We start from the raw sequence: 12,877 nt of genomic DNA, 5'->3' as shown, positions 1-12,877 counted from the left end.
AAGATTTGCAGAAAGGATGTAAAGCTCTCCTGCTTAGATGAGTACACCTTTTCTGTATCAATTATTACCTTATTGCAGTGTATCATAATTACATAAAGATTAAAATATCAACTATCTATATGAGAGTTATGTGCATTATTCGAGTCTTCCTCTTAATAAATCAAGAGAAAAACCTCCTATTCCCTCATTAAGAAAACTAACCTTCATTTAAGTTTTATGGAATAATTGACCTAAAAATGGCTAGCATTTTCATATAATAATGAGGTTCTTTTAATTATTATATCTATATAATAACATAAAAACATGGAACCAGTCTTGTTTTTACACCAGCTCCACTCCATATAAAAATATATCGAATTTTCTAACTATTTTCTAGTGATATTTTAAAATTATTTTTTTCAGTTTAACCAAAGAAGTCACATCTCATCCCACTCTTCGACAGGACTTTTTAGTTTCCATCCATCTATCTTAAAACCGCCCATCTGATTAAATACATGGTTTACTAACTCTTCATATGCATCCATCATCCTTTGTTTGTCCGCCTCTAGCAATGCTTTTAAAAACATTTCCTTAAAGATTAAATCCGGAAAAACATCTTTTAGATATTTTTTCATATATGCAGGGTCTATAAGATAAGCATGTACTTGATGGTATGGAATGCTTTCTAATCTTAAAAACTGACAGTATTCAGAAAATAACTTAGCTAATGAATTGAAATACACAAAGGGGAAATCCACTCTTTGTTGTTCAAAGCAATCCTTTAAATTATCTAATGAATCCCATAGTGTATATTTTTTTATTTCTAATATTGTTTTATTCAATTCATCATATTCATTGTTTAGCCAATGTTCCGCTTCAATTTTTAATTCATTAAGTATTCCTGTATTATCAAATAAAATCTTTCCTGTCATAAATTGAACCATGGACATTATTCTTTGGATTTGAAAATCTTCTTGAAAGTATTGCCGAATTTGTTTTGGCGGATTCGCAAAATACTCTATAAGAAAGCCATTAACAATTCTATTCCCTCTCTCCCGCCAATCAACATCTTCAGATAAAATAATATGTACATCTATATCGGAACGCGTTGAAGGATCTCCCGTTACATAGCTCCCACATACAAGCGCCCCGATAACATCATTTCGGTTCTTCCAATCTTTTAAAAACTCTTCAAGTGCTCTCTCCCATTCTTTCATAAAATTTATCATCACCTTTTCTTAAAAATTGGGCTTTGGAGTATCTCAATATATTCAATATGTAAAAAAAAAATCCTTTCACTTTATAAATGAAAAAACACAGCCCATTCGCTGTGTTAAATGAAAAATATTATCTTTTTTATTGATGTTCCCTTTGGTTATAGGGAAATGAATTAGATGATTATCTCAATTGTCTCTAAAATGATGCCGTTATTATCTAATCTTTATTTTTTTCTAGTAATTGCTCCATTTTATAATCAGCACGTTGTAAAACTTGTTTTATTTGTTTAATCTCTTTTTCTCTTTGAACCATCTGCTTATACTTATTTTGAAATAATATTTTCAGCTGTTGAACGTTTTGGATTTCTGCTTCTGTCAATTCATCATTTTCATCCATATTTTGCGACCATTCAAAAAGCAGTTTTATCTCTTGAAGCGAAAAACCACATTGCTTTAGTTTAAGAATTGTACTAATGATTTCGATATGATTTTCGTTATACTCGCGATGTTTGTTTTTTATTTCCGGATGTAATAGACCCATTTTTTCGTAATAACGGATAGTGTCTTTACTAAGATTAGTACATGTAGCGAATTCACCGATTTTTATAATCATCACCTACTATTATATAAATTTATAAACAATTAATAGCAATATACAATGGAATATGAAGCGAACGATATGGTGACTATATCTAAGCTGTTTATTCGTTAATAGCCCTTCAGCAATCGCTAATACATGTAACAGAACAAATTCAAAAATTAGCAACAACAGAACCAGAGCTTTGTTTGGTATCAATATCGTGACAAGAATACTGATAGCTACGACCATAAATAAGAATGTTCGTACTTGAAATCCGTTCTCCTTCAATTGATGCAAACTGGCAATCCCCGTTAGTAATGCGTATACCCCTATCAATACATAAGCAATAATATCCATTCACATCACTCCATTCTTTTAATACTTTCACTTTAAAAGATGGAGTTAACTCCATGTCAACAGATTTTAAACCCTAAGAGAACAATTCAAGAAATATACTGCGGTCTAACGGTCATAAAGCCAATTCCAACTATGAATTGACAAGTTATTAGAACATATCAGCTAAACGATTTTGAATAGACTCTGGCAATAGTTGAAAGAACAATCCTTCATACTTAATATCGAGTATCCCAGCGATCAAAATAATCATAATGATAATGAATAAAAGGGGTTTCTTATTTTTAGAAATCCACTTCAATAGGCTCCCCTCCTAGAAAAATAACGTTTATAGTTTGCTAATTAAGTATATATATAAACTGTCCTTTTGAATATACAATCATTCCCTGTCACTCATATTGGAGATGTTACATACATTAAAAAAGTACTGATTATAAGATTGGTTTTCTTTTAGCAATTGAATTTAAATCAGTTCCTTCGGGTAAACCATACTACATTGGAAAGGAATAGCCATGGTAAACTTTCAATCATTTCGTGGAGTCGTTACTCAAATTGATGATTTTCCAATCGGGCAAAACGGAGACAAGGAAGGTTGTTATAAACTGATGACGGTAGAAGATCGTACTCAAGGTATCGTCAATTTTGTCGTTTCACCTTCTACTTACTTTGTAAATCAAGAAATTGTGAATCCCGGCGATCAGGTTACCGGATATTATGATGGGAATGCACCTGTACCTTTAATATATCCACCTCAATATCGAGCACTTGTTGTTGTAAAGGACAATTACAATCAAAATGTTAAAGTCGACTTTTTTAATAATCAATTAGTGAGTAGTGATGGCCAATTACAACTAAATCTTTCTCCATATACATTAATCTTGCTCAAAAATGGGCAGCCTTTTTCAAAAAGCCCATCCAATCGAAACTTAATTGTGATCTATGGCCCTACTACAAGAAGAATCCCTGCTCAAACCACACCGTATAAAATAATTGTTTGGTGTTAACAAAAAAATAGGCTCGCCATCACAAAGTAGGGATATTTCCCAGGAAAGGTAATCGATTATTACGTTTATCTTCGAGATATTTCACATAAAAAATCGATAAAATTAAGCGGCTTAAGTCCTTTAAACTAGGTCTTAAGCCGCCTTTTATTTCTTCAAGTCTACTGTTTGCCTTGCATTTCGTGCAATTGCTGCTTGATCTGCTCTAAGTATTCTTTATTTTGTTGGACTGTATCCAAATGCTCACCATATTCCTTTGCATTCATAAATGCATTTTCTGCATGTTCGATTTGATTGAAAGCATGCTCAAGCGCTATCTCCTCCGGATGTGACTTGGCATGCTTTAACAAACGCTCTGCCTTCTGAACAGAGTTCCCAAACAAAGTGCTTGGATGATCTTGTTTCCAGCTCATATCTGAGTGCTTAGCCAATCTTGCTCCTCTTCCCTTCCTGCCAATTTGATAATAAACCTAGATATAGTATTGGAAAATGTGCAGAAAATATGTACGGATAAAGTAGAGAATATCTATAATCTTAAGAATGCATTCTTGTATACAGCTTTGACTTTAAACACATAATCAAGATATTCATTCATTTGAATCCAAACACTTACGACTCAAAAACGTAAAAAAGGAGCACCATTACAAATTTTCTTTAGCTATCTTCTTATTGTCATTGTGGATGCTTTTCATCCCTTCAAAAAATGAATATTCTTCACTTAAATATCTTTCTAACTCTCCATTATCATGAAGAAGCTGCTCTAAGTAATATTTTGAACCATCTACCCTTTTTCGAATTTCCTGTTGATTTTGCGTTGTCGTACCATGTCCAGGTATGTGGGTCGTTATTTGATGATTTAGCAAAATATTTTCAGCCGTATGAATAGTATTTACATAATCTTTATAGCTGCTAAAAATAAACGGAAACTCAATATCTGACAGATAATCACCAGAAAGAAACAGACCGTATGGCTCAATAACTGTAAATAAACCATCATTCGTATGACCAGGCGCTTGATAAAATGTCATGGTTAGGGAGTCTAATTCTAATTTATACCCATCCTCTGAAACAACAATATCGACAGTTGGATATATCGGTGCATAACTTCTTTTCAAATAATATCCTTGGTCAAATTGTTTAATTTTTTGAATGCTTTCTTCTTTGTTTGGATTGTCAGCGAATTGTTTAGATGCAATTACCTTAGCTTCTGGGAATGCCCCAGACCCAATAATATGATCAAAATCGCTATGTGTATAAATAATATAAAGTTGTTTATCACCTTTAATCTTGTTTATATAGCCCTTAATTTCTTCAATTTCAGTAGGTAACCAATTCGGATCTGTCATAATTACTGTTTCATTAGCTTGAATGATTGCCGAGGTAGTCATATATAATGCACTTTGAAAAACTGTAATATTATTTTTTTGGAATTGAATCAACGTGAACCATCCTTCCCCCTGATTTTTGGTGTGTCCCCTCTATTGCATAGTTCGAGCAATATTTATAAAATCCTTCTTTAGTTCGAAACGTATTCGTGAGGATCTATTTTTTAACTAACTTTCATCTAAAATACACCTTCACCTATGATACGATTCACCATAACTAGTTTAATGTAGAAGAATATCCTTCTATAATGTGTATAGGTAGAAATCTTTCCATACTATCAAGGAGAATCAACATGAACAACAATAAGGACAACACAGAAATCATCTTACTTTCTGACCCATCCGAATGCTTGATGCATCCGTTTTATCATAAACAAATCGTCTTTACAGGAGCCCTTTCTACTATGACACGTTCGGAAGCTGTGAAGAGAGTACGAGCTTGTGGAGGGATTTTGCAAGGGGCCATTACACAGGATACAGATTTCCTTATTCTTGGGGACAAACGTCGCGGCATAAGTTCGAAACAATTAAAAGCTGAGAAATTGATTAGCCTCGGCCAAGATATTCAAATTATTATTGAAGATGATTTTATGTGGCTCATTTCGATGAAAAATGAATAGCTATTATATAAAAAGGTATGTAAAACAACTATGTTTACATACCTTTTCACATATCTAAATAATTTTAGTTTGAAGGAATAGCTAGAATCGTTTAATGAAGCAAAGTTTAAAAATAAAACAGCTTAGTTTACTACACAATCAAGTACTCATAAAGAAAATATCTTATAGTATCCTAAAGCAAAAGGAGGTGATCAAATGGTGCAAATTCTTGATTACCAGGCAACTGAACCTCTAAGTAGTTTTAACCCAAATAATTCTTTTCCCATTCCGCAGGCTCCATTTAGAGTTCTTTTAGCTTCGATTCAAATAAACATCCCAGGCACGGCTTCAAGGAATAACAGCGTTGAGCTACTTTCAAGCATTGGTGTGTCAGGAGTTACAAGTATTTCACAAATTGTATTTAGAGTCTTCCGTAACGGGAAGGAAATTTTTAATACTCAAGATGGAGTAGAATCAGCTGGTTCAGAGCAAAATTACGTCTTTACATTCCAAGCTATTGATTCCAATTTAACAGCTGGCGCTAACTTCTATCAGGTTTTCGCTGAAAATATTACACCCAATACACAAGCAAACATTGTTGGACCAGTTTCTTTTAGTGGCCTAGCTATTAAAAGTTAACGATAATAGCTCTTTCTATGCACCTCGGCCATGTTTATGCCCCATACAATCGGTTTTTGGTTATAAAGAATAAAAATAATAAGCTGTATAGAAGGTATGAATAACTTCTATACAGCTTATTTTAATTTATATTTACTTCGCAAAAATCATTCTCAATAAATCACAATTCCTTTGTCTAGAACCGATTTATTTTGCACCTGATTCCCTAAAATATAGAGCTTTTTCAAATTGGGCAAATTCACTAAAGGCTCTACATTGGAAATAGCGTTATTTTCTAAATGAAGTACCTCGATTTGTTGCCATTTTTCCATAAAACTTAATGACTGTAGTGAACTGTCCTGTAATGTGAATGAACGCAGAGCTGAAAAGCCAGCAAAGTAAGGCATAATCTTATCAACTTCATGCACCCAGTCACCATTATCTATTCGGAAGTATGCATCATTCAACGTTAAATGTTCCAGTATATTGTTGTTCAACGAATTTTTGCTATTCATTTGAAACTTACACTTATTACAATTTAATATTTTTACATGCTGTAAATTAAATATTTCACTCGTCTCTTCATAAAAATCTGTTTCATTTAAATTTATCGTTTGTAGTTTTGGTAAACGATTTAAAGAACGAATACCTGTAAAATCGCCGGACTCCATCACTGTAAGTTGTTCTAGCTGCGGGTATTTTAACAATTCTGCGCCATTCAAATACGACTTCGCCCCACTTATATAAACAGTCAAACCTTTTAAAGCAGGTGCCTCTAACTTAGGAATGAAAGAACTTGTTATTTCTGCTTTTTTTAAATGGGGTGCTACAATCGATGATATTTCGCCATGATAACCAGTTATCGATAAATCGGTCAGTGAAGTTAGGCTGTTCACAATATCAAGCAATTCTAATTTAGAAAGAAAAGATAAACGCAGCTTTGTTAACGAAGACTTATCTCTAAGGCGTTCTAAATTCGTAATAGCCATATTTTCAAGATCAAGTGATTGCAGGTTGGGCATGTTTTGTATAAAATCAAGCGTTTTTAAATTTTTTACCGCTGTAAGCTTCAATTCTTGTAATTGATTCAATGAATAGAACGAGCTAAAATCTGTCGCTTCACTCATATCTAGTGTTAACGACTCTAAATCAGTTAATGAAGATAACCACTTCAAATCATTGGCAGATCTTAAAGTCAATGATTTTAATGGCAGCTTGTTCAGAAGAGGGAAGTCTGTAACCGTCTCCGTGTGATACGAGATTTCAAGAGATTGGAGATTAGGAAACGATAATAATAAAGCCAATTCATCATTACTTCGAATTTGGACAGAGAGCTCTAAAACATTAGACTTATCGCTAAAATATTCAGCAATTTTACTAAATGATTCATTAAATCTACCTGTATAGCTTTTTAAACCTTCCAGATGTCGGAAGCTTACTTCTTCACTTTGTGATATTTCATAATCACCCATCAAATTCAACACCGTCAGACCAGTAAAGGCCTCAAAATCCTTTTGTTCGATTTTTTGTGTATTTAATAACTTATCCTTAATGATATAGTTAGAAATTTCGGCTTGCTTATTCGTAAACGGATCCTCAAGACTGTAATCAAAATGCCATTGATCTTCAGAAAAGTAAGCCTTCAAATAACGGATACTTGCGAGTTCTTCTTTAGTCGGCATTGCTTCACCTTTATCAAAAATATCTTTTAAAAAGAATAAAAGAACTTCACTTTCAGGCATTTTCCGAACAGGTACATTCTCATTGTTACCGTATTCTGTATGATTGCCACTCAAAAGAAAATAACCGAGGACTGCGCAAAGGAAAACAATCGGTATCACTAAAAGCGCTTTTAAATTCGGTTTTGGTTGTGTAGCCTTATTCGAAGAAGTTGTACCATAATAATTATTTATCGTCTGATCAACATAATAGACTTTGTTCTCTTTCAACATGATTTCAGTTCCACAAAAAGGACATTTCATTGATTGATCCTCTTTATAGTCAATTTTCCCATTACAATTCGGACAATTTAATTTAATGAATTCCACTGGCAGTCCCTCCCCAGCTCTATTTTCAATTAAGCTTAGTTGTCCGAAAAATGAATGTCAATATTTCTATGAAATACATATTATTTCCCATCTTTAGACCTAAACAAAAAGTCACCCAAAAGGCGACTTTTATTGTGTTTATTCATTCTTTCAAACAATAGGTTCAAATTTCTGCTTTACTATCTCTTGTGACACGGTTCTCCGTAACATGGATAAATGCGGTTTTTTTCAATCAGATTTATACTATAATCTAAGGATGTGATTGTAATGAATTTAAAGATTGGCTTTTTACCCAAAAAGTATTATGAAAATGAACCTTCAACTGGCGGCTATCACTTTTTTATAAATGAAGGCATTCAATATGCCATTAATATTGGCGAGATGTATTATCCAGACTATACAGACGAACAACTTGCTCTATTTACAGAAAGCTTAGCCCCATTTCCACTTTATTATTTATTCGAGCAGAGTGATAGAAAAATTATTGAAGAGATAAAACAAGAATTACATGATGCACAGCTACCATTTGAAGTATTTTATCAATCAAAAAAGAGCACGTATTTAATGATTACTGTCATAAATCATCAAGAACTAATACGCCTAATTCCTATCATGATTTGGCAGCATAATTATAATATGAGCTCTATTTGGTCAAATCGAAAAGACACGTTTATAATAGAGAGCAAAATTTGGGACGCGAAATGTACAGATGGGATAGATGCTTCGATAGAGGAGACCATTTGCATTCATTTTAACGAACCAACAACTGCTTTTTTATTTAGTCATGACTTCAAAGGTACAGATATTTTTTCAAACGAAAATCGCTTTTCAACATTAGAAGATGTACAAAAGTTACTACCCTCATTTATTAAAACTGACATTATTGAATTTGGATAAATGAAAACCACCTAAAACGCTGACACTCCAACGTTCTAGGTGGTTCTTTGTTCACTTAAATATTGACGAACATCCCACTGCTCTCTAACAGCGGTGTTTCAACCTCAACACCCAGCTTTTTTAATAGTTTAGTAATGGTTTGCATAGCACTTTTAGAGTTGATTTTCGCTTCTATATAATAGACTTCACCTGTTAAAATAGATTGATACTCACGAATGGTAGTAAATGCCCTTCTATCCAAATGGACTGGTTTCATCGCTATTGCATACCGTTTTCCACGGTCACCGCTCCCAAGAATAATACCTTCATCAACTAGTTGTCTTAATGGGAGACCTTGTTCCTCAATCCATCGTAATGTCTTATTCCAAAGTTCCGGAACATTTTCGCCATTTATGGCTATTTCATTTCCTTCATGCGTAATGGTAATGGTTAGCTCATCCCATCTTTTATGGATAGTTCTTTGGAATGGAGAGGAGAAATTCCATAATTCATCTACATCATTTTCTTCATCTAGGATCCATCGAATCGTTCTAAACACATCACCATATGTTTCTGTTACGACCATCTTTACATAGTCTCTTTCATCACTGTCTTTATCGTTGGATATTTTCGTAATTGCTTTAATAACATCTTCAAATCGGTTGTTGATAGAGCGAACCAAAATTCTTTCTTCTTCTATGGTAGCTAGTTTTTCACGTTTATTTTTATATGGCATCCGTAACGCGTCTACATACTGTTGAATAATAGGTTTGGCATATATATTTAAGTCTGGATTATCCAAACAAGGCATTAGAACAATGTCTACTAGTTGCTGATAATCAATTCCAATCCATCTAGAACTCCCAAAAGTCGCTTCATTCGATTCTTTCATTTGGCTTTTTGGGACTAACCCCACAAGTAGAAACTTATCATCTTTAAAAGTCTCCTCAAATTTTCGTAAGTATTTATCGCATTGATTTACGTCCACTCTTGCATATACCTTTTGTTCTACAGCGAGGATTAATTTTTGTTCAGTATTTTTCTCTTTTTCATCAACGATATTTACTTTGAAAAAGACATCAAGCCTTCCTTTTTCATCATTTTTCTCCGATTCTTCCTCTGCTTCATATATATCTAGTTTATTTATATCCTTTTCTGCAATTACCTCAGGACTACGAAATTTATTTACATTTAGCATAGCAATATCGGTAATATCATCAATATTATCATCAGCCGACTCTGCTACGACCATTAAAAATCTTTGAAAAGGATAATAGCCTAACATATGTCTCTCTGTCGGATTTAAAAGCCACGATAAAAACCTCGAATGCCAAGTTTCAAGATGAGTCGCTCCGACAACATGAAACACATTCGGCCGATCAATTAAAAATTTTAACGCAACAAAATCTTTATCCATCGTAAGTTCATAAAGCATCCGTTTAAGGGATTTCATCACATTTTTCCTCCTACTAATTTTTATTGTAAATAGAAAACATAAAAAAAAAGCCCTTTTTATGGAATTAAGTTACTACACACAATTCGCAGAAAAAAGGACTTCCTTATGAATCAGTTTACTATAGCTGTTTTTACGTACTAATCAAAGATATTGACAAAAAAGTTTACGCTATTATTAATAGATAAAGCACTTACTTATGGTACGGTTCACCCTTCATAATCCTAAAACTTCTATAAATTTGCTCTACCAAAACAAGCTTCATTAGCTGATGTGGTAATGTCATCTTTCCAAAGGATTGTAGCTCATCAGCTCGGTTCAACACGTCATCGTGTAAACCAAGGGAGCCACCAATGACAAACGCGATTTTACTTTTACCGTAAGTCATAAGGGATTCAAGATCTGCCGACATTTGTTCAGAGGTTTTCATTTTGCCGTTAATAGCTAAGGCGATAACGTATGTATCTGGATTAATTTTAGATAGAATACGTTCACCCTCTTTTTTCTTTACGATTTCCATTTCTGCTTCGCTTAGCTGCTCGGGTGCTTTTTCATCTGGTACTTCCATTAAATCCATTTTTGCATAGCCACCGAGACGTTTTACGTATTCATCTATTCCCATTTTTAAGTACTTTTCTTTTAGTTTTCCGACTGATACAATCGTTATATTCACACGTTATCCACCTTTACAATTCATTTACAAACAAATTATCCACAAAAGTTATCAACATATCCACAGGCGTTTCCTATATCTTGTGTAAAGTTATTTACTTGATACAAGATATTCCGCAGGTAGTTCACAGTAGCTACATTTTGTGGATAACTTTTTACCCTCTTCTATTTTATCCATAATTGGGAACTCTTTTTGCTCTGCCACAAACATGTCTAAAGCGTGTTCTATATGGTTTTCACAGCTGTATTTTTCCATTTTTGCACCTCTTTTTATTTTCCGAAATTTCCACAAACTTATTCACAATTCAGTCTATGTTATCCACAATCTATTGTAACAAAGGACAAGCGAGTATGGAAGAATAGGCTTCCTACCGCCACTCGCTATGTTAATGTTATTATTCACAATTTTCTAGTTATCCACAATGTTTTCTAAATCATTCTTAATAATTCAATCATCGTAGGATTAATTTACGTTCTGATAAGGGATATCCGCTGATCCCTAAAGAGTCACCCAGTATAAACTAATTAACATTAGCTCAAACTTAGATTCCCCAAAAAAAAATCAGTGGAGATCATATCATCCCCACTGATTTTTTATTTATAAAGAATCGCTATTTGTTAATGTTAGTGATAGATCCACTAATTTCCCTTGACGATATACTTTCATCGTTAATTTATCACCAATTTTTTTGTCGTTATATAGATGTTTACGTAAATCGATTGCTGTTTCGATTTTTTGCCCATCCATTTCAACAATTACATCGTATTGTTTAACGCCTGCTTTTGAAGCCGGAGAGTTCGTCACAACATCTGTAATTACTACACCTGTTGTTAAGTCTTTTGGCAATCTTAACGTTTGTTGTTGATAGAATGACGGAACATCTGTTAAGTCTAATAATGAAATACCCATTGTTGGACGTTTCATTTCACCATTTTTCTCTAATTCCTCAATAATTGGGATTGCTGAGTTAATTGGAATCGAGAAGCCTAAACCTTCAACAGAAGATTGTGCAATTTTCATGGAGTTAATGCCGACTAATTCACCAGCAAGGTTTACAAGTGCACCACCACTGTTACCTGGGTTGATGGCTGCGTCTGTTTGTAATACTTCTTGCTGCCAATCTATATTGCCATCACCATTTATGTCAACTGGTACAGAACGATCCTTACCAGAAACAACACCTGTAGTAACAGAGCCATAGAATTCTAAGCCCAGTGGGTTACCAATCGCAATTACTGTTTCACCTTGTTTTAATACATCTGAGCTACCAAATTTCGCTACTGTCTTAACATCTTTAGAGCTGATTGAAATAACAGCTAGGTCTGTCCAAACATCGCGACCAACTAATTGTGCTACTTCTTTTGTTCCATCTGGCATTGTTACTTCTAACTGTTTTGCCCCTTCAATAACATGGTTATTTGTCACGATAAAGGCTTTATCACCTTGAACTTTATAAATAACACCTGAACCGCTTCCTGCAGGCTGTTCTGATGAAGATGGTGGACTCCAGAATCCTCCACTTGTCACTTCTTGAATATTCGTAATTCCTACAACTGCCCCTGAAGCTTTATCTACTGCTTTCGTTACATCAGTTGTCACTTCAGTTGCAACTTGATTAATGGTTGTTTCATTTTTATGACCTGCGCTACTTGTCGTTGTACCTGGCATTTGATTGACAAGTCCAGGTAGCATGAGCCAGACGAGTAAAGCACCTATGATAACGCCGATAAGACCGGTAAATAAATAGCCACCTTTTCCTCCGCCACCGCCTCTCTTTTTATGACGCTTCTCCTGCGTTTCTCGCTCCTCTTGTTCGAGTCGCTCCTGAAGAGGTGACTTCTGTACTTCATCATTGTTTATACGATCATCGTTTTTATCATCATCTTGAAAATAGCCCATTTTCCTCATCCTTTCCCTTATTAGTATTTGTTAGTTGTTACCCTAATATTACAATTCAAACATTAAAATCAGATGAAAAATAAATAAAATGGACATAAAAATGGCTGCTCAACGCATTTTCTATAAAATGTGATTGAACAGCCTCATTAAAGCTTTATTTTTTTATTGTATACGTGCCTCGGCGTAATCACGTTC

General features: G+C 33.9%; 15 protein-coding genes. 4 read left to right on the top strand and 11 right to left on the bottom strand.

What is annotated here, in order from left to right; translation table 11 throughout:
• Positions 1–416: 416 nt before the first annotated feature.
• The 4 genes from MWJ95_RS17920 to MWJ95_RS17905 form a co-directional block, all read right to left on the bottom strand.
• Positions 417–1,196, bottom strand: coding sequence for a nucleotidyltransferase domain-containing protein (locus MWJ95_RS17920; RefSeq protein ID WP_249106876.1), 780 nt, complete (start codon positions 1,194–1,196; stop codon positions 417–419).
• Positions 1,197–1,413: 217 nt separating this feature from the next.
• Complete coding sequence (locus MWJ95_RS17915; protein WP_249106875.1) at positions 1,414–1,809, bottom strand: MerR family transcriptional regulator; 396 nt, start codon at positions 1,807–1,809, stop codon at positions 1,414–1,416.
• 9 nt (positions 1,810–1,818) lie between these two features.
• Positions 1,819–2,133, bottom strand: a complete 315-nt coding sequence (locus tag MWJ95_RS17910; protein ID WP_249075338.1) for a hypothetical protein — start codon at positions 2,131–2,133, stop codon at positions 1,819–1,821.
• 148 nt (positions 2,134–2,281) lie between these two features.
• Positions 2,282–2,431 (bottom strand): hypothetical protein, encoded by a 150-nt coding sequence (locus MWJ95_RS17905; protein ID WP_249106874.1) that lies wholly within the window; start codon positions 2,429–2,431, stop codon positions 2,282–2,284.
• 211 nt (positions 2,432–2,642) lie between these two features.
• Here MWJ95_RS17905 and MWJ95_RS17900 point away from each other — a divergent pair, with 211 nt between their 5' ends.
• Positions 2,643–3,134, top strand: a complete 492-nt coding sequence (locus MWJ95_RS17900) for a hypothetical protein (RefSeq protein ID WP_249106873.1) — start codon at positions 2,643–2,645, stop codon at positions 3,132–3,134.
• 158 nt (positions 3,135–3,292) lie between these two features.
• On the opposite strand, the gene MWJ95_RS17895 is transcribed toward MWJ95_RS17900, so the two are convergent.
• Together MWJ95_RS17895 and MWJ95_RS17890 are read right to left on the bottom strand one after the other, a co-directional pair.
• Positions 3,293–3,562 (bottom strand): hypothetical protein, encoded by a 270-nt coding sequence (locus MWJ95_RS17895; RefSeq protein ID WP_249075335.1) that lies wholly within the window; start codon positions 3,560–3,562, stop codon positions 3,293–3,295.
• Between the two features lie 210 nt (positions 3,563–3,772).
• Positions 3,773–4,570 carry an MBL fold metallo-hydrolase gene (locus tag MWJ95_RS17890; protein WP_249075334.1) on the bottom strand — a complete coding sequence of 266 codons (798 nt, stop codon included), beginning with the start codon at positions 4,568–4,570 and terminating at the stop codon, positions 3,773–3,775.
• 239 nt (positions 4,571–4,809) lie between these two features.
• Here MWJ95_RS17890 and MWJ95_RS17885 point away from each other — a divergent pair, with 239 nt between their 5' ends.
• Both MWJ95_RS17885 and MWJ95_RS17880 read left to right on the top strand, forming a co-directional pair.
• A complete protein-coding gene (locus MWJ95_RS17885) occupies positions 4,810–5,136 on the top strand; it encodes a BRCT domain-containing protein (RefSeq protein WP_249106872.1) in 327 nt (108 codons plus the stop codon).
• A 195-nt stretch (positions 5,137–5,331) separates the two neighbouring features.
• A complete protein-coding gene (locus tag MWJ95_RS17880; RefSeq protein WP_249075332.1) occupies positions 5,332–5,754 on the top strand; it encodes an exosporium protein C in 423 nt (140 codons plus the stop codon).
• Positions 5,755–5,906: 152 nt separating this feature from the next.
• Here MWJ95_RS17880 and MWJ95_RS17875 read toward each other — a convergent pair whose 3' ends face one another.
• A complete protein-coding gene (locus MWJ95_RS17875) occupies positions 5,907–7,781 on the bottom strand; it encodes a leucine-rich repeat domain-containing protein (RefSeq protein ID WP_249075331.1) in 1,875 nt (624 codons plus the stop codon).
• Between the two features lie 267 nt (positions 7,782–8,048).
• On the opposite strand from MWJ95_RS17875, the gene MWJ95_RS17870 reads away from it, so the two are divergent.
• Positions 8,049–8,678, top strand: coding sequence for a hypothetical protein (locus tag MWJ95_RS17870; protein WP_249106871.1), 630 nt, complete (start codon positions 8,049–8,051; stop codon positions 8,676–8,678).
• Positions 8,679–8,733: 55 nt separating this feature from the next.
• On the opposite strand, the gene MWJ95_RS17865 is transcribed toward MWJ95_RS17870, so the two are convergent.
• From MWJ95_RS17865 to MWJ95_RS17850, 4 genes are all read right to left on the bottom strand, one after another.
• Positions 8,734–10,110, bottom strand: coding sequence for a PD-(D/E)XK nuclease family protein (locus tag MWJ95_RS17865; protein WP_249106870.1), 1,377 nt, complete (start codon positions 10,108–10,110; stop codon positions 8,734–8,736).
• 193 nt (positions 10,111–10,303) lie between these two features.
• Complete coding sequence (rlmH, locus tag MWJ95_RS17860; RefSeq protein ID WP_249075328.1) at positions 10,304–10,783, bottom strand: 23S rRNA (pseudouridine(1915)-N(3))-methyltransferase RlmH; 480 nt, start codon at positions 10,781–10,783, stop codon at positions 10,304–10,306.
• A gap of 90 nt (positions 10,784–10,873) precedes the next feature.
• Positions 10,874–11,038, bottom strand: a complete 165-nt coding sequence (locus MWJ95_RS17855; protein ID WP_249075327.1) for a CxxH/CxxC protein — start codon at positions 11,036–11,038, stop codon at positions 10,874–10,876.
• 342 nt (positions 11,039–11,380) lie between these two features.
• The gene (locus MWJ95_RS17850) at positions 11,381–12,682 is read right to left on the bottom strand and encodes a S1C family serine protease (RefSeq protein ID WP_249106869.1); all 1,302 of its coding nucleotides are present in this window, start codon (positions 12,680–12,682) and stop codon (positions 11,381–11,383) included.
• Positions 12,683–12,877: the final 195 nt, after the last annotated feature.

The organism is Lysinibacillus sp. Bpr_S20 (genome assembly GCF_023337835.1).
Lineage (GTDB): Bacteria > Bacillota > Bacilli > Bacillales_A > Planococcaceae > Lysinibacillus.
Note: the sequence above shows the minus strand (reverse complement) of the source record. Positions and strands in the feature narration are given on the sequence as shown.